Consider the following 17,605-nt stretch of genomic DNA (forward strand, 5'->3'; position numbering starts at 1 on the left):
CTGATGCTGAATCGATAACAGCCTGACAAGCAACGTTTGTCAGGCTGGCATTCAAACAATCTGTTTATTCGTCGTCAGAAATCATAATGCTTGGCTGATCATCCTCGCCTTGGGCGATCTTAAGCAGATCAGCTGCAATTTTCAGCGCAATTTTTGCATATTCTTGCGCCGCTGCGCTATCAGGTTCTGCCACAACGGTCGGTTTACCTTCGTCAGACTGCTGACGAATCGCTAATGCCAATGGTAATCGCCCTAGCAAAGATACATTGAAATCTTCGCCCATTTTTTCGCCACCACCTTCACCAAAAATTGGTTCAGCATGGCCACAACTTGAACAGATATGAGTGCTCATGTTTTCGACCACGCCCAATACTGGCACCTGGACTTTTTCAAACATTGCCAAGCCTTTACGTGCATCAATGCAAGCAATATCTTGCGGTGTTGTAACAATTACCGCACCGGAAACCGGCACTTTTTGCGACAAGGTCAGTTGAATGTCACCGGTGCCGGGTGGCATATCAACAAACAAATAATCCAGCTGACCCCATTCAGTTTCATTGATTAACTGAAGTAATGCACCGCTGGCCATAGGGCCACGCCACACCATCGGGTTATCTTCTTCGACTAACACGCCCATCGTCATGGCTTTTACGCCATAGTTTTCGACCGGAATCATGCTGTTACTTTCAGTAACTTGCGGGCCTTGTTTAATGCCTAACATGCGATGTTGGCTAGGGCCGTAAATATCAGCATCTAACACGCCAACTTTGGCACCCTGGGCAGCAAACGCCAGCGCCAAGTTCACCGTTGTGGTTGATTTACCAACACCACCTTTTCCCGAAGCAATTGCCACAATATTGGCAACTTGTGCCAGCTTGCCTTCGCTTTTAGTCGCTTGAGCAACCACCTGCCATTTCAAAGATAACTCAACCGACTCAATTTCAGGTAACGCTTGCAGCTGCGAGGTTAATTGCTGCTGCAACTGAGCTAGAAACTGCTGAGAAGGGACTTTCAAAGTAATTTTTGCACTGAGCTTTTTGCTTTCAAGCTGGGCATGCTCGATATCAGCTAGCTGATCAAGCGGACAATCTAAAAGTGGAAAACTAATTTTAGCCAACTGAAGGCTCAACAACTGGTACGCATCTGACATGAAGATTAATCACCAATAGAATCGGGTGCGGGCATTCTATCCCTGTCAGAGCAAACGATCCAACCAGCTGCTGATTGAAATCAACCTAACAAGCGCACAGCGCAGATCGAAACAAGGGAAAAGATGAAACCAGCCCCCTAAAGGAGTATATTGTTCGCCCTTTGTTATCACCGTTTCAGCTCGGATAATACATGTCAGCGCAACAGCGAAAAATTCTGGTCACTAGTGCCTTGCCCTATGCAAATGGGCCGCTCCACCTCGGTCATTTGGTTGAATATATTCAGACCGACATTTGGTCTCGCTTTCAGAAAATGCGTGGCCATATGTGTACTTATGTTTGCGCCGACGATGCGCATGGTACTGCGATTAGCCTGCATGCCGAGAAAATGGGCATTACGCCTGAACAGTCACTGGCGCAAATCCACCTAGATCGTAAAGCTGATTTTGGTGAGTTTCTAGTGGCATTTGATAACTATCACACCACGCATTCGGAAGAAAACCGTCAACTTTCCAGTGAAATTTATCTGGCACTGAAAGCGAAAGGTCATATTGCCAGTCGCTCAATCAGCCAGGCCTATGACCCTGAAAAGAAAATGTTTTTAGCAGACCGTTACATTAAAGGCGGTTGCCCAAAATGTAGCGCAGCAGATCAGTATGGCGATAACTGCGACAAGTGCGGTGCTACTTACGCGCCAACTGATTTGAAAGATGCTTATTCAGTTTTGTCGGGCGCAGCACCGATCAAAAAAGATTCAGAGCATTTCTTCTTCAAGCTAAGTGATTTTGGCGACATGCTGAAAGACTGGACACGCAGCGGTAGCATTTCTGATGAAATCGCCAACAAGATGTCAGAGTGGCTGGATTCTGGCCTGCAAGACTGGGATATCTCTCGCGATGCACCCTATTTCGGCTTTGAGATTCCTGGTGAGCCAGGCAAGTATTTCTATGTTTGGTTGGATGCACCGATTGGCTACATGGCCAGCTTTAAAAATCTGTGTGAGAAGCGTGACGACCTGAACTTTGACGAGTACTGGAAAGAAGGCAGCGACTGCGAAGTCCATCACTTCATTGGTAAAGACATTATCAATTTCCATTGCCTGTTTTGGCCAGCAATGCTGGAAGGTGCTGGTTACCGCAAGCCGAACAGCGTCAATGTTCATGGTTATTTAACTCTGAATGGCGAAAAGCTTTCTAAGTCCCGCGGCAACTTTATTAGTGCCCGTACTTATTTGGATCATTTGGATCCAGAATATCTGCGTTATTACTACGCAGCTAAGCTGAACAATCGTGTTGAAGATCTTGATTTCAACACTGAAGATTTCACTCAGCGCGTCAACGCTGACTTGGTTAACAAGCTAGTTAACTTGGCAAGTCGTTGTGCTGGCTTCATTAAGAAGCGTTTCGATGGTCAGTTATCTGCCAACGATATTGCACCCGAGCTGAGCAGTGAATTTATCGCAGCAGGCGAGAAAATTGCCGAGCTGTATGAAAACCGCGAATACTCTAAAGCAATGCGTGAAATAATGATGCTGGCAGACAAAGCCAATGTCTGGATCGATGAAGTTGCACCATGGGTTGTCGCCAAGCAAGAAGGTCAGGATCAGCAATTACAGGATATCTGTAGTGCTGGTATTAACTTGTTCCGCTTGCTGATGGTCTATTTAAAGCCGGTGCTACCTAACCTAGCTGAAAAGGCAGAAGCATTTTTGAATGTTGCGCCGATGCAATGGAGCGATAGCCAAAACTTGTTGTCTAGCCATGGCGTTAACAAATTCAAGCCTTTAATGACCCGGGTAGATGGCGATAAGGTTGCTGCGATGATGGCGCAAAGTCAGGCTGAAATTACCGCAATGGCAGAAGCTGAAGCACCGAAAGCGACCGGTCCATTGGCCGATGACCCAATTTCGGATCAAATTGAATTTGCTGATTTTGCCAAGATCGATTTACGCGTTGTGCGCATCGTCAAAGCCGAGCATGTAAAAGGTGCAGGCAAGCTACTGCAACTAACGCTGGATCTGGGCGGTGAAAGCCGTAATGTGCTGGCTGGCATCAAATCTGCTTATAGTCCGGAAGAATTAGAAGGTCGCTTAACGGTCATGGTGGCAAATTTAGCCCCCCGGAAAATGAAATTTGGTGTTTCCGAAGGTATGGTTTTGGCTGCTGGCCCTGGCGGAAAAGATATTTGGATTTTGAATCCAGACGACGGCGCCGAGCCAGGCATGCGAATCTGCTGATGACAAACTACATAACAAGGGGTTACTATCCCCTTGTTATTTCATTAGTTACCAACGACATATTGATTGGTTGCATCGAATAATGTTTGAGCCTCTATATAGCCTCAAAGAATAAGGGGTTGGTTTTATATAACAGTTTTTCGATAACGTTATAACGAATCGATCCTTCACCATTTTTGATCAACCACTAACATAGACGCGCACCAGCTAATTACGGCTGGCAATTTGGCGGACTTATGGCGAGTTTGACTGACTTTGTTTTATTGCTGATTGGCACGGTACTGGTGAACAACTTTGTACTGGTCAAGTTTCTCGGTTTGTGTCCGTTTATGGGCGTTTCCAATAAATTGGAAAACGCCATTGGCATGGGCTTGGCGACTACTTTTGTGCTGACACTGTCTTCAGTGTGTAGCTATCTAGTCAATCAGTATTTGCTGTTGCCTTTAGGGCTGGAATTTCTGCGTACCTTAAGTTTTATTCTGGTGATCGCAGTGGTAGTTGGCTTTACCGAAATGGTGATTGCCAAAACCAGTCCTTTGTTACATCAGGTGTTGGGCATTTTCCTGCCATTAATTACCACCAACTGTGCCGTTTTAGGCGTTGCCTTGTTGAATATTCAACAGCAACACAGCTTGGCACAGAGCTTTGTTTACGGATTTGGCGGCGCATTAGGTTTCACCTTAGTGCTCAGCCTGTTTTCGGCCATGAGAGAAAGAATCAACGTGGCAGATGTGCCAGATTCTTTCAAAGGCCCCGCGATCGGTCTGGTGACAGCAGGCCTGATGTCTTTAGCCTTTATGGGCTTTGCAGGCATTGCCTAACTGTTATAAGGAGTTGTCTTGATGCTGGAAGCATTGCAGACATTGATCAATCCGCTAGTCGCTCTGGGCGGGCTAGCTCTGTGCTTTGGTGGTTTGCTGGGTTATGCAGCGATTCGCTTTAAGGTTCAAGGCAGTCCGATTGTCGACCAGATCAATGATAAATTACCGCAAACCCAATGCGGTCAATGTAGCTATCCCGGTTGCAAACCTTATGCCGAAGCGATATCCAATGGCGAAGCGATTAATCGTTGCCCGCCCGGCGGAGAAGCGACCATTGCGGCATTAGCCGATCTACTCGATCGTGAAGTGCTACCTTTGGCTGCCGATGCTGGCGACGGTCAACCGGCCAAAAAAACCGTGGCATTCATTCGAGAAGATGAATGTATTGGCTGCACCAAATGCATCAAGGCCTGTCCGGTCGATGCGATTGTTGGTGCAGCACAGCAAATGCATACGGTGATCGAATCAGAATGTACCGGTTGTGATTTATGTATCGAGCCTTGTCCGGTTGACTGTATTGACATCGTTGAAATCAAGCAGCCATGGCAGTGGCCATTGCCGGAACAGACCTTCCAAAAACCCGGCATGATCCCGGTGAAGCAAATATGAGCCAGCAGTTGAGTCCAATTAAACTTCACAAGTTTCACGGTGGCATACACCCTGCGCAGCAAAAGCATTTATCGAATGGCAAAGCCAGTGAAATTGCTGGTATGCCAGACCGCTTATTGTTGCCGCTCAAGCCGCAAATAGGTAACCCAGCCAAGCCCCTCGTTGCCATTGGCGACAAGGTGATTGGTGGACAAGTGATTGCAGAGGCATCTGGGCCAATCAGTTTGCCGGTGATTGCGCCGACTTCTGGTCAGATTCAAGCCATTGAAGATCATCCAATGCCAACTCCGGCTGGCATTCGCGGCAAGTGCTTTGTTTTAATCCCTGATGGATCGGACCAACAACTTGCGCTGCAACCGATTGATGATTATGCCAATCAAGATCGAAATGTTTTATTAGATCGAATTCGTCAAAGCGGCATTGCCGGTATGGGCGGCGCTGGTTTTCCCACTTCAGTCAAACTGAAAGGATTACCGCAACACCCAATTAGCACCTTAATTATTAACGGTGCTGAATGTGAGCCCTATATAACCTCTGATGACCTTTTAATGCGCGAGCGCACGCTAGATATGTTGCGTGGCATTGAAATCATGCAGCATTTATCCGGTGCGGAAACGGTTTTATTGGCAGTTGAAGATAATAAACCACTAGCAATTACTGCGATTCAAACCGCATTGGCCCAATTAAATAATTCGGCCTTTGCCCAAGTGACTATTCCGACCTTGTACCCCAGTGGCGGTGAAAAGCAGCTGATTAAAATCCTCACTGGTAAAGAAGTGCCTAGCGGCAAATTACCGGCTGAATTAGGTGTTGTGGTACAAAACGTTGCCACCGCCGCTGCAGTTTATGACGCTATCGTTATAGGCAAGCCATTAACGCGCCGTTATATCACTGTGACCGGCGAAGCCATTAAATCGCCGGGTAACTACATTACACTTTTGGGTACTCCAACTGATTGGCTGCTAACACGAGCCAAAGCAGATTACCAAAAGGTATCTCGACTGGTAATGGGCGGGCCGATGATGGGTTTTGCCGTCAAAGACACCGATACCCCGCTGACCCAAACCAGCAACTGTATTATTGCTGCTACCGAACAAGAAATGCCGTCACAAGAATCCGCAATGCCTTGCATTCGTTGCGGTCAATGTGCCGAAGTTTGCCCGGCCAATTTGCTGCCGCAACAGCTTTTCTGGTTTGCTCAAAGTAAATCTTTTGAAAAATCTCAAGCACATAATCTATTTGATTGCATTGAATGTGGTGCTTGCGCTTGGGTTTGCCCAAGCAACATTCCGCTAGTGCAATATTACCGCTACTCGAAAAATGAAATTCGAGTATTGCAGGTAGAAAAAGACAAAGCTGAACACGCAAAAATGCGTCACGACCAACGTGAAGCACGAATTGAATTGGAAAAACAGCAAAAAGCTGAAAAACATCGTCTGATGGCTGAAAAACGCAAAGCTCAGTTAGCTGCCAAAACAGCCGCAGAAGAAGCAGCAGCTTCTGGCGATACCAGTTCTATAGAATCCGCGCCTCTCGACTCTGCGTCACTTGACCCAGTGGCCGCCGCTTTAGCCCGAACTAAAGCAAAGAAAGCCGCAGCTGCCAATGCGGGTGTGAGTCCGGGCAAGTTGAAAACCGAGCTGGCCATTGCTCGAACCAAATTGAAGAAAGTTCAGCGCGAATTAGATAAAGCCAAAGACGCTGGCCAAGCGTTAACCGACGCCGAAGCGGCAGTCGCCACCGCACAATCTGCCGTGGCCGCTAAAGAACAGCAATTAGCTTCAGCAATTCAGCAAACTGAAAAAGATAATGCACCTGATCTAAAAGCATTAAAAACTGCCGCATCGATCGCTCGCACCAAAGCTAAAAAAGCAGTTAAGGCTGCCGAAGAAGCCGAGAGCGAAGCACGTGACGATGCCCAGCAGCTGGGCCGCTTCGCTTTAGATGCCCAGCAAAAAGCAGATAAAGCGATTAAAGAATATGAAGCAGCCGAAAAATTACAGCCTCAGGATTCACCTGAAGTTGACCTTAAACTGCTGAAATCTGCCGCAGCTATTGCTCGTACCAAAGCAAAAAAAGCGGCAAAAATGGCTGATGATGCACAAGCAACTAATGCTGGAAACGCCCCAGCATTAAAAAAAGCAGCTGATTTAATGCAAAACAAAGCCGATGTCGCAACCAAGGCTTTTGAAGATGCCGAAAAATCACAGCTTCAGTTACAACCTAAATCACCAGCGGCCCCAGTAGCCGCTGGCGCAGATCTAAAACAACTGAAAATTGCAGCAGCAATTGCCCGTACTAAAGCGAAAAAAGCAACCAAACTAGCCGATGAAGCTGAGGCAGAAAATGCCGATAACGCATCTGAATTACGTAAATTAGCTATTGATGCACAGCAAAAATCGGATCAATCAGATAAAGCTTTAAATGCGGCTCAAGCAGTACCAGCAGCCACAGATAAAGCTGCGGTAGACCTTAAACCGTTGAAAATTGCAGCCGCGATTGCTCGTACTAAAGCGAAAAAAACAACCAAACTAGCCGATGAAGCTGAGGCAGAAAATGCCGATAACGCAGCTGAATTACGTAAATTAGCTATTGATGCGCAGCAAAAATCAGATCAAGCAGACCAAGCTTTAAATGCCGCTCAACCATCACCGGTTGTAGCAGATAAACCTGCTGTGGATATCAAAGCATTCAAAGTAGCAGCGGCAATTGCCCGAACCAAAGCGAAAAAGGCAGCCAAACTAGCCGATGAAGCTGAGGCGGAAAATGCCGATAATGCAGCTGAATTACGCAAACTTGCTATTGAAGCAGAAAACAAGGCGCTAGCAGCCAATAAAAAGTTAGAGGCCGAAACTACGGCCATGGAGTCTTGATAGATGTTTGCCTTTAGATCTTCACCTCATACCCATGGCAGAAGAGACACTGGCTGGATCATGCGCCAAGTGATGCTAGCGGCGGTACCTGCCATTGCGATTATGCTGTGGCAATTTGGTTTCGGTGTGCTGTTCAATTTAGCGATTGCCATGGGCACCGCTTTGTTAGTTGAAGGCATAATGCTTCGCCAGCGCCAGCGCCCAGTTAGATTTTTCTTAAAAGATGGTAGCGCCCTACTCACCGCATTATTGCTGGCTATCGCCATTCCGCCGACTGCACCTTGGTGGCTGACGGTGGTGGGTGTTGTATTCGCTATTGCCATCGCCAAACAGTTATATGGTGGACTGGGAAATAACCCTTTTAATCCGGCAATGGCCGGGTATGTCTTGCTGCTGATTTCATTTCCGGTACAAATGACCAGCTGGTTAGCGCCGATTGGCGTTGGTGAGTTACAACCTAACTTACTGCAAGCAGCGCAGATTACTTTTAGCAGTAGTTTTAATGGCCAGCCGATTGATGCATTCACCATGGCAACACCATTAGATAGTTTGCGCACCGGTTTAATTAACGGCCAAACCACTAGTGAAATTATCACGCAACCTATTTTTGGCTGGGTTGGCGGCAGTGGCTGGGAATTAATTAACCTGGCATTGTTGCTTGGCGGCATTTATATGTTGAGCCGCAGGGTGATCGAATGGCGAATTCCGTTAGCGGTGTTGCTCGGTTTATTGGTTCCGGCAACTTTGTTTTATGCATTCAGCCCTGACCAATTTGCCTCACCGTTAATGCATTTGTTTAGCGGCGGCACCATGCTCGGTGCCTTCTTTATTGCCACCGACCCAGTTTCTGCATCCACCACACCAAAAGGTCGTTTGATTTTTGGTGCAGGAGTTGGCTTGCTGATTTGGTTGATTCGTAGCTTTGGTCAATATCCAGACGCTGTCGCTTTTGCAGTCTTGCTAATGAATATGGCAGCACCAGCAATTGATCATTTAACCCGAACTCGTGCCTACGGCCACTAACCAGAAAGGAACAAGAGAAAATATGATTATTTCTATCTCTCGAAACGCCTTAATTCTGGCGGTGTTCGCATTAATTACTACCGCTGTTTTAGCGGTGGTTAATAAAGCAACCATTGAACCTATTGCGGCGCAAAAGCGCCGAATTATTGAGTTAAACATTCAAGCATTGATTCCAGCGAACCTTTATAACAACGATCCGGTTTCTGAAGCATTCACATTGAACGTTCAAAGCCTTGGTGGTGAAATTACTGTATTTCCATTGCTGAACTCTGGCAAACCGGTCGCCGCTATATTTACCCCAAGCGCACCCGATGGTTACGGCGGCCCGATACAATTATCAGTTGGTGTTTATACCGATGGCAGCTTAGCCGGTGCCCGAGTAGTCAGCCATAAGGAAACGCCGGGGTTAGGCGATAAAATTGAGTTACGGAAAAATGATTGGATGCTTAGCTTTGATGGTTTAAGTCTGAGCAACCCAACACCTTCAGGCTGGCGGGTAAAAAAAGATGGCGGCCAGTTTGATCAATTTACCGGTGCGACGATTACTCCAAGAGCAGTTGTCGGTGCTGTTCGCCGCAGCTTGGAATATTTCCAAGCCAACCAAAAAGCATTTTTTGCTCAACCTGCATTAGAAAACAATCAGAAAAAAACGGCATCAAATGGATTAACCAGCGAGGACAATAACCATGGCTAGTCCATCGTTAGCGCAAATCAGCGAAAAAGGCTTGTGGAGCAATAACCCGGCTCTGGTGCAAATTCTTGGCCTGTGTCCTTTATTGGCGGTGTCCGGCAGCGTAGTCAATGGTTTGGGCATGGGGCTGGCGACTATCTTTGTCTTGGTGATGTCTAACACTACTGTTTCATTAATCCGTAATTTTGTTCCTGATGAAATCAGAGTGCCAATATTCGTACTAGTGATTGCAGCCTTTGTAACGGCCATCGAACTGTTAATGAATGCTTTTACCTATGAGCTGTATTTAAACCTCGGTATCTTCATTCCATTGATTGTCACCAACTGTACTATTTTGGCGCGCGCCGAAGGCTTTGCTTCAAAAAACAAGCTACTACCGTCGTTTATCGATGGCTTAATGCAAGGCTTGGGCTTTGCTCTGGTATTGGTATTGCTGGGTGCAATTCGCGAAATATTAGGCGCAGGCACCCTATTTGATGGCATGGATTTATTACTGGGCGAATTTGCTGCTGATTGGAAAATGAGCGTTTTTGGTGCTGACTATCCAGGCTTTTTATTCGCCATTTTACCGCCAGGTGCCTTCCTCGGTTTAGGCTTTTTAATTGCTGGAAAGAACTGGCTGGATCAGAAGCGTAAGCAAAAACAAGCTAGAGCCGAACTATTCAATACCGAGCCGCAAGTAGTCGAAGTTAAGTAGGTTATGAATAAACAAAAAAGAACTGAAATATTTCAGCGGTTACGTGCTGAAAACCCAAACCCACAAACCGAGCTGGAATATAACTCCACCTTCGAACTATTAGTTGCCGTGGTACTTTCTGCACAGGCAACTGATGCGGGCGTTAACAAAGCCACTCGAAAGCTTTATCCAATCGCCAATACACCCGAAGCAATTTTTGCACTGGGCTTGGATGGCTTAAAGGAATACACCAAAACCATTGGTTTATATAACACCAAGTCGGCAAATGTCATCAAGCTGTGCCAGCAACTGATTGAAAATCACAACAGCCAAGTGCCGGATAACCGAGAAGATTTAGAAGCATTACCCGGTGTTGGGCGCAAAACTGCCAATGTTGTATTAAATACTGCGTTTCGCCAAATCGCTATGGCCGTCGACACGCATATTTTCCGTTTTTCCAATCGAACTAAAGTCGCACCCGGTAAAAACGTTCTGGAAGTTGAAAAGAACCTGATGAAGTTTTTACCCAAAGAGTTCTTGCTCGATGCACACCACTGGATGATTTTGCATGGGCGCTATACCTGCATCGCCAGAAAGCCTCGTTGTGGAAGTTGTATTATTGAAGATCTGTGTGAGTTCAAAGAAAAAACTGAATAGGTTTAAAGCTCAACACCACTATGTCCTTTGCAGCTTATTGTTTACAAGCCGTTCTAACGTCTGATTTATCTAAATTTATCAAGTAATACTTGAGCCGTTTTAAGCACTCAGCGTAGATTTGATGAGGCCGAAAATGTTCCATACATTTTTCGGCATTTCCCACTTCCTTGTGGGGCACACAGCGAAATCAGACTTCTAGCGATATGTTCCAAAAGTGCCTGATTGCGCCTTAGACTTATCAAGCCTACAACTCGACTTAAACCGACTGGTCACTCAATATCGCTTTTACTCTGTTTCATCGTTATCGATCCGGTTACACTGTAATTGCTGCATTACATAACAAAGAGACACTCCATGGAAAAGCCTCGCCGTATATGGCTAACAACCCTGTTCTTTATTATTACAACTCTGGCAACTGTGACACTGATTCCTTGGTATGGCTTCAGCTATGGCTTTGATGCCGTGGAATGGACAACCATGGGCTTGTTCATGCTGTTTACCGGTACCGGGATTACTGCTGGCTACCATCGACTGTGGTCACACAAGGCCTTTGAAGCCCATTGGTTGCTTCGTTTATGGCTGGCAATTTGGGGTGGCGCAGCGGTTCAAAACAGTATTCTGCACTGGGCTGGTGGACACAGAAGACACCATGCTTTCGTCGATGATCCGGCAAAAGATCCCTACGCCGCAACCCGTGGTTTCTGGTATTCCCATATCGGTTGGATGTTGCGTGATTATGATCCGCTCACTTCGGACTTTTCCAAATTACAGGATTTGAAGCGAGACCCTATCGTAATCTGGCAACACAAGCTCTATTTGCCGCTGTTAGCCGTAATTAACATCGCATTGCCGATGTTTCTTGGCTGGCTGAATGGCGATATCTGGGGCATGTTACTACTGGCAGGTTTGCTGCGAGTGGTTCTAAATCAGCACTTTACTTTCTTTATCAATTCACTGGCTCATATTTGGGGCCGTCAGCCTTATACCGATAAGAACACCGCCAAAGATAACGATTTTTTGGCGCTACTGACTTATGGCGAGGGCTATCATAACTTTCACCATATTTTTCAATTCGACTACCGCAACGGCATTCACTGGTGGCAGTTCGATCCAACCAAATGGATGATTTGGAGCTGTTCGAAAATCGGCTTAACTTCAAATCTAAAACGCACCAGTGAATTTAAAATACTACGAGCTAAAATCGAAACTCAGTATTTAAATGCCAGCAAACGATTAAAAGGCCAACAGGCTAGAGAAAAGCTGGAGGCTCAATACCAAGCAGTGATGGAGTCTCTGCGTGAATGGAGTCAATTTCGCCAACAGTGGCTAGAAGGCAAAATGGATCAGCTTGAAGATTTAAAACAGCAGTATAAAGAGCAGTGGCAAGCAACCGATCTAAAACAAAAAGCTAATGAATTAAAAGCAGCTTTTGAAGAACAACAGGCACGTTGGAAATTAGCCCGATTTGGCCAATTAACTTAACCATCTAAAGTCCATATTATTAATAACAGTATTAAAAAGGTCGCTTTAACGCGGCCTTTTTAATACGTCATATTCAGATGCTCTTGTATGATTTAATACCAGCCAAAACCCATGAATGAAGGAAAAATTTATGCGCCTACTACATACTATGCTCAGAGTCGCCAACCTTGAAAAATCTATAGCGTTTTATACCGATGTCTTAGGCATGAAATTATTACGGACTTCAGAAAACAAGGAATATCAATATACTCTGGCTTTTCTGGGCTATGGCAATGAATCTGAAAATACGGTTTTAGAACTCACCTATAACTGGGGAACTGACAGTTATGACCATGGAACCGCATTTGGTCACTTAGCAATAGAAGTGGAAAGCGTTTATAGCGCTTGCGACAAAATTGCCACGTCAGGGGCAAAAATTGTTCGCCAACCCGGACCTGTTAAAGGCGGCTCAACCGAAATTGCTTTTGTTGAAGACCCCGATGGTTACAAGATTGAATTAATCACTGCAAAAAGTGCGGGAAAAGGCTTAGAAGGCTAGTTTTCTGTCTTTTTTATGATGCAGGGTATTTCGTGCCCTGCGTCAATTGATATAAGCGACAAAAGCATGACATACATCACAATTCAGCCGTTCGATACGTTTGTTATAAAGTAACATCAACAAAATAAATGTGAGTTAATATAAGTCATTGTTTGCAAAAGACATCAAACTAATAACAACTCAACAACACAAAAAAAACATAACTTTCCTCCCAAAAATCTTTTGTATGGTAGTTCGTCACGTCTTGCTTTGGAATTGTCAAGTAATGGCTGCAGAATAAAATATGCTGTCGGTCAATTAATTGAAACAAGATCATCGTAGACTGCCAAACCATGCATGTGAGCCATGCAATTTTCATTTTCTCTGGGGGAGAAATTTTAGATGAAGAAGTTATTTCCACTAACACTGATTGCAGCATCATTAATGGTTGCTGGTTGTAATAGCAACAATGACAACAAGAACGAAAAAGTTATCGTTCAAGATGCCTTTGAGCTAGACATTGCTCATGTAAATGATACCCACTCTAGCTTTGACCCAGTGAGATCCAGCTTTAAGCCTGGCTCTGAAAGTACAGCTATATACACTAATTTCGGCGGCTACCCTCGCATTATGCAAGCGGCAAATGAAGCTCGTGCGCAAAGTGCTGCTGCGCAAACCCCGATGCTATTTTTACATGGTGGCGATGCTTGGCAGGGGTCTGCATACTTCAAGCAATTTGATGGTGCGGCAAACGCTGATTTACTGTCTCGCATGCAATTAGATGCGATGGCTTTAGGCAATCACGAATTCGATTTAACTGAAAATGAAGCTGACGGCGGCAACCAGAAACTTCTGGACTTTATTAGTGCTGTTGAATTCCCTGTTGTTGCAGCAAATATCGATGTATCCGGAGATACTAAACTTGCAACTGCTGATACAAACAAGCTAAAGCCATACCAGTTATTTGCATTTGATGGCGTTGTCAAACGCAAGATTGATACTGCAAAAAGCGCAGATGCAGGCGAAAAAATTATCGCCGTTATTGGTCTTGTTCTTGAAGATATGCCAGGAATCGTTGACAAAACTGCTGGTGTAACTTTCCAAAGTGAAATAGAAACTACTCAAAAGCTAATTGATCAACTAAAAGCTGACGGCGTTCATAACATTATCCTACTGACTCACATTGGCATGTCACGTGATATCGCAGTAGCTAAAGGCACCACTGGTGTAGACGTAATTGTTGGTGGCCACTCTCACACATTACTGGGTGATTTCACTGACTTAGGTAAAGGTGATACTGGCCAATATGCGCAAATGGTTAATGGCGCATGTATTGTACAAGCTGGTGAATATGCTCAAGCAATTGGCAAGGTAAAAATCAAATTCAACCAATATGGTGAAGTTGAGTCTTGCGTAGGAAACAACACCCTTTTATCAGATAAGGTTTTCTACTCATCAACTATTCGCTCTGATGAAAACAAATTAGCTGGTGACCCTCGTGATGCAGTAGTTGAATTCATTGGTTCAAGCAAGCGAATTGAACTTACAGAAGAAAACGCAACACTGCGAGCACGCATCAATTCAGAGTATAAACCTACTGTTGATGCTGCTTATGGTGCAGTAGTTGGTGAAGTAGCTAATGATATTGCTCATGTTCGTCGCCCTGGCGAAAAAGGCTCGGATAACCACGGGTCAGACGCGGCTCCAATCATTGCTCAAGGTATCTTGGATTGGGCTAACAGCACTCCAGTTCAAGTTGCTTTAAACAATAAAAAAGTTCACATTTCGTTTGCACCTGCCGGTGGTGTTCGCAAGGGCTTCGAATACGGCGACTTTAAAGAAGGTACAGCCAAGTTCGATATCTATCCTTACACCACTCAAATGTCAGTTATCGACATGACTGGCGCAGAAATCCAAAAATTGATTGCCAGTACCATTGCTCCAACACTGCCAATGGATGCTACAGATAGCCCTCACGCAGGTAAATTCCCTTACGTTGGCGGCATGATGTATACCTTTACTGAGACAGCTAAGGCATACATGGAAAGCGGCGAACGTGTTGATGCTACTGGTGAATTGAGTAATGTGAAAGTCAACATGGGTACTGTTGCTTCTCCAGACTGGCAGCCACTGGAAGATGCGACCAAGTACACAGTGGTCTTAGGTAACTATAACTCCAATGGTCGTGATGGTTGGAGTGAAATTATGAATGCTCAGATTGGATCACCCGAGCGTGTAGATATTGCAAAAGCAGGTGATGCATATAAAGCTCAATCCGTAGTTAGCTATCTGTATAAAAATTCAGAAGGTAACAAAGTCCCTGTTACAGAATATGATGCCAGCCACAAATACTATGCCGTTTACAAGGAAGGCGAATCAGTTGATTGCAAAGCTGATGGCAATAACTGCAATATGGATTCACAAACTATCATCGATTACTTCAAAGCCAAGACATTAGCAAGTGAACAAGTTAATGTTCTTCCATTTGAAACTGTAACTGTGAATTACAAGTAGTAATTTTTGTTTGCAGATCAATAAAAACGCTCAGCCCTTGCTGGGCGTTTTTATTTCCAACAACAAATAATTGATATACACCTCTCCGCTACACCCACTTCTTTTATTTGATTTTTTAAAAACAAGCAGCACAACAGTAATGCGGATGCTCGGCATCTGGTTGCAGCCCAGCACCTGCTAGATAAATAACAAGACCCTTTGTTATTTATCTGTTCAACCTGAACTTTCTCCCCTGACTGCTACCTTAACCTACATAGCTAAAGGAGAGTAAAAGATGCAGAAAAAACGGATTGTAATAGCCGGCGGTGGATTTGGTGGTGTATTTGCCGCCCAACAACTACAAAAATTATCGGGTGATCAGTACCAAATCGAATTAATCAGTGAAAATAATTATTTTGTTTTCCAACCGCTATTGCCTGAAGTCGCTTCTGGCACTATCAATGTTCAAGATGCGGTATCTCCACTTCGCCTGTTACTGCCCAAAGTAAAAGTCCGTCAGGCAGAAGTGGTCGATGTCGATACAGAAAAAAAACAATTAATCGTGGTGCAAGGGCGCAAGCGAGTATTAATCCCAATCGCATATGATCATCTGATACTTGCAACCGGTCAGGTGACTAACCTTGAATCGTTTCATGGTTTTGAACAGCACAGCTTAACCATGAAAAACCTCTCCGATGCCCACCAACTTAGAAATCATATTATTCAGTGCCTTGAGCTAGCTGACGTGACTGAAGATGAAGTGATTAAAAAGCGCATGCTGACATTTGTAGTGGCTGGCGGTGGATTTTCTGGTGTTGAAACCATTGGTGAAATGGTAGAAATGATTCAACGCACCCTGCGTTTTTATCCCAATATTAATAAGGATGATGTTGAGTGCATCATGGTCCAATCGGGTGCTCGAATCTTACCGGAACTACCTGAAAAGCTCAGCCAATACGCCAGAGAAAAACTGGAAAAACGTGGCGTTGAAATTTTATTACACGAAGGGGTTAAATCTGCATCGGCAACGACTTTAACGCTTGGTAGCGGCAAAAAGCTAAACACCTCAACCATCGTTTGCACCATCGGCAACGGCCCGTCTCCTTTTATTCGCAAAATCGACTTGCCCCAGCAACACGGTAAAATTTGCGTTAATCGACATTTACAAGTTGAAGGGCAATCCAATATTTGGTCTTTGGGTGACACCGCATTGGTGCCGTTAAAAGATCAGCCAACCGAAAGAACTGACTTTGCTCCACCCACCGCACAGTTCACGGTGCGCGAAGCTAGTCAGTTGGCAAAGAATATTCATGCATTAGAGTCAGGCAAAGCCATGACGGCATTTACCTTCACGCCTCGCGGCATGTTGGCATCGCTCGGCAACTATTCCGGTGTTGCCAGTATGTTTGGCATTAATATGTCAGGGCTTTTTGCCTGGCTATTATGGCGCAGCTTTTATATTGCCCTTTTGCCTGGCTTCGCCACTCGACTTCGTGTCGGCCTTAACTGGTTTTATGATTATTTCTTGCCAAGAACCATTGTGCAGGTTCAGCAAGCATCAGGTTCTGGCTGTAAATACATGCACTTTTCAGCCGGAGAATTGGTGTTTGACCAGAATCAACTGTTAGATGGATTACATATCGTGGTTTCGGGCAAGCTTGAAATGCGCATTGCTGCCACAGATGATCAACAAGAATTTGTAAAACAGATTGGTGCGGGCGATCACTGGGGTGAAAAAATACTGGAGAACCAAGTAGCTACCACCGGTGTAGTCACCGCCTTGGAAGATAGCCTAGTGCTGGTAATGGACAAGACTGACTTTGGTCGACTCAAGCAAGCACTACCTTCCTTTAGAGATTACTTCGATCAAATCAACCCTGAACGCTATTCTTCCGCAATCAAAAAAACCGATATAAACAACTGATGTAACATTCTTTTCAGCTGTAACTTCAGTTGTATCTAATAAAATTTGCTGCCAGTGCTATCGGCAGCAAATTTTATTGATTAGCATCATTGGGAATTATTCTCATTTGGCGCAAACTGAGAATCATTATTATTCTTGTGTGATTCAAGGCAACGACCCCAATGAAGCTCAATCAGCTTAGTCCCGGCAACCAAGCTCGTGTTATTAGCCTCTCTAAAGCTAGCCCTAGCTATCGCAAGCAATTGTTGTCAATGGGAATAACGCCCGGCGCCAAAATTAGCTTCGTTCGAACTGCCCCTATGGGCGATCCGATACAAATAGAGGTTCGTGGTACGCAAGTTTCCTTGAGACTGGCTGAAGCAGGCGCTATTGAAGTGGAGCAGCTGTAGCATGAGCACCTTGTATATCGACCTAGTGGGCGACGTTTATCCTTCAACTGAGGTTCGCACAGTTAT

General features: G+C 45.1%; 14 protein-coding genes. 13 read left to right on the top strand and 1 reads right to left on the bottom strand.

The genetic code is table 11. From position 1 onward, the window contains the following. Positions 1-64: 64 nt before the first annotated feature. Entirely contained in the window at positions 65-1,150 is a 1,086-nt protein-coding gene (apbC, locus tag DC094_RS19930) for an iron-sulfur cluster carrier protein ApbC (RefSeq protein ID WP_116688892.1), read from the bottom strand. A gap of 191 nt (positions 1,151-1,341) precedes the next feature. Here apbC and metG point away from each other — a divergent pair, with 191 nt between their 5' ends. The 13 genes from metG (at position 1,342) to DC094_RS19995 (ending at position 17,539) form a co-directional block, all read left to right on the top strand. After that, entirely contained in the window at positions 1,342-3,384 is a 2,043-nt protein-coding gene (gene metG, locus DC094_RS19935; protein WP_116688893.1) for a methionine--tRNA ligase, read from the top strand. A gap of 236 nt (positions 3,385-3,620) precedes the next feature. Next, positions 3,621-4,205, top strand: coding sequence for an electron transport complex subunit RsxA (gene rsxA / locus DC094_RS19940; protein ID WP_422615590.1), 585 nt, complete (start codon positions 3,621-3,623; stop codon positions 4,203-4,205). Positions 4,206-4,226: 21 nt separating this feature from the next. Then, positions 4,227-4,814 carry an electron transport complex subunit RsxB gene (rsxB, locus tag DC094_RS19945; protein WP_116688942.1) on the top strand — a complete coding sequence of 196 codons (588 nt, stop codon included), beginning with the start codon at positions 4,227-4,229 and terminating at the stop codon, positions 4,812-4,814. Continuing rightward, a complete protein-coding gene (rsxC, locus tag DC094_RS19950) occupies positions 4,811-7,687 on the top strand; it encodes an electron transport complex subunit RsxC (RefSeq protein ID WP_158527412.1) in 2,877 nt (958 codons plus the stop codon). The genes rsxB and rsxC overlap by 4 nt, the downstream gene beginning before the upstream one ends. Before the next feature lie 3 nt (positions 7,688-7,690). Beyond that, positions 7,691-8,710, top strand: a complete 1,020-nt coding sequence (gene rsxD, locus DC094_RS19955; protein WP_116688895.1) for an electron transport complex subunit RsxD — start codon at positions 7,691-7,693, stop codon at positions 8,708-8,710. Between the two features lie 22 nt (positions 8,711-8,732). Then, positions 8,733-9,404 carry an electron transport complex subunit RsxG gene (rsxG, locus tag DC094_RS19960; RefSeq protein ID WP_116688896.1) on the top strand — a complete coding sequence of 224 codons (672 nt, stop codon included), beginning with the start codon at positions 8,733-8,735 and terminating at the stop codon, positions 9,402-9,404. Next, a complete protein-coding gene (locus DC094_RS19965; protein WP_116688897.1) occupies positions 9,397-10,098 on the top strand; it encodes an electron transport complex subunit E in 702 nt (233 codons plus the stop codon). The genes rsxG and DC094_RS19965 overlap by 8 nt, the downstream gene beginning before the upstream one ends. Before the next feature lie 3 nt (positions 10,099-10,101). Then, entirely contained in the window at positions 10,102-10,734 is a 633-nt protein-coding gene (nth, locus tag DC094_RS19970; protein ID WP_116688898.1) for an endonuclease III, read from the top strand. A 354-nt stretch (positions 10,735-11,088) separates the two neighbouring features. Beyond that, the gene (locus DC094_RS19975; protein ID WP_116688899.1) at positions 11,089-12,216 is read left to right on the top strand and encodes a fatty acid desaturase; all 1,128 of its coding nucleotides are present in this window, start codon (positions 11,089-11,091) and stop codon (positions 12,214-12,216) included. Positions 12,217-12,346: 130 nt separating this feature from the next. Then, positions 12,347-12,754 (top strand): lactoylglutathione lyase, encoded by a 408-nt coding sequence (gloA, locus tag DC094_RS19980; RefSeq protein ID WP_116688900.1) that lies wholly within the window; start codon positions 12,347-12,349, stop codon positions 12,752-12,754. Between the two features lie 381 nt (positions 12,755-13,135). Then, a complete protein-coding gene (locus DC094_RS19985; RefSeq protein ID WP_116688901.1) occupies positions 13,136-15,247 on the top strand; it encodes a bifunctional metallophosphatase/5'-nucleotidase in 2,112 nt (703 codons plus the stop codon). A 274-nt stretch (positions 15,248-15,521) separates the two neighbouring features. Further along, a complete protein-coding gene (locus tag DC094_RS19990; RefSeq protein ID WP_116688902.1) occupies positions 15,522-17,150 on the top strand; it encodes an FAD-dependent oxidoreductase in 1,629 nt (542 codons plus the stop codon). 161 nt (positions 17,151-17,311) lie between these two features. Next, positions 17,312-17,539 (top strand): FeoA family protein, encoded by a 228-nt coding sequence (locus DC094_RS19995; protein WP_116688903.1) that lies wholly within the window; start codon positions 17,312-17,314, stop codon positions 17,537-17,539. Positions 17,540-17,605 lie beyond the last annotated feature (66 nt).

Source organism: Pelagibaculum spongiae (assembly GCF_003097315.1).
GTDB lineage: Bacteria > Pseudomonadota > Gammaproteobacteria > Enterobacterales > Pelagibaculaceae > Pelagibaculum > Pelagibaculum spongiae.

Bases quoted from the DNA above. Each gene is read 5' to 3' on its own strand.
- apbC (WP_116688892.1), bottom strand. From the start codon at position 1,150: ATGTCAGATGCGTACCAGTTGTTGAGCCTTCAGTTGGCTAAAATTAGT.
- metG (WP_116688893.1), top strand. From the start codon at position 1,342: ATGTCAGCGCAACAGCGAAAAATTCTGGTCACTAGTGCCTTGCCCTAT.
- rsxA (WP_422615590.1), top strand. From the start codon at position 3,621: ATGGCGAGTTTGACTGACTTTGTTTTATTGCTGATTGGCACGGTACTG.
- rsxB (WP_116688942.1), top strand. From the start codon at position 4,227: ATGCTGGAAGCATTGCAGACATTGATCAATCCGCTAGTCGCTCTGGGC.
- rsxC (WP_158527412.1), top strand. From the start codon at position 4,811: ATGAGCCAGCAGTTGAGTCCAATTAAACTTCACAAGTTTCACGGTGGC.
- rsxD (WP_116688895.1), top strand. From the start codon at position 7,691: ATGTTTGCCTTTAGATCTTCACCTCATACCCATGGCAGAAGAGACACT.
- rsxG (WP_116688896.1), top strand. From the start codon at position 8,733: ATGATTATTTCTATCTCTCGAAACGCCTTAATTCTGGCGGTGTTCGCA.
- DC094_RS19965 (WP_116688897.1), top strand. From the start codon at position 9,397: ATGGCTAGTCCATCGTTAGCGCAAATCAGCGAAAAAGGCTTGTGGAGC.
- nth (WP_116688898.1), top strand. From the start codon at position 10,102: ATGAATAAACAAAAAAGAACTGAAATATTTCAGCGGTTACGTGCTGAA.
- DC094_RS19975 (WP_116688899.1), top strand. From the start codon at position 11,089: ATGGAAAAGCCTCGCCGTATATGGCTAACAACCCTGTTCTTTATTATT.
- gloA (WP_116688900.1), top strand. From the start codon at position 12,347: ATGCGCCTACTACATACTATGCTCAGAGTCGCCAACCTTGAAAAATCT.
- DC094_RS19985 (WP_116688901.1), top strand. From the start codon at position 13,136: ATGAAGAAGTTATTTCCACTAACACTGATTGCAGCATCATTAATGGTT.
- DC094_RS19990 (WP_116688902.1), top strand. From the start codon at position 15,522: ATGCAGAAAAAACGGATTGTAATAGCCGGCGGTGGATTTGGTGGTGTA.
- DC094_RS19995 (WP_116688903.1), top strand. From the start codon at position 17,312: ATGAAGCTCAATCAGCTTAGTCCCGGCAACCAAGCTCGTGTTATTAGC.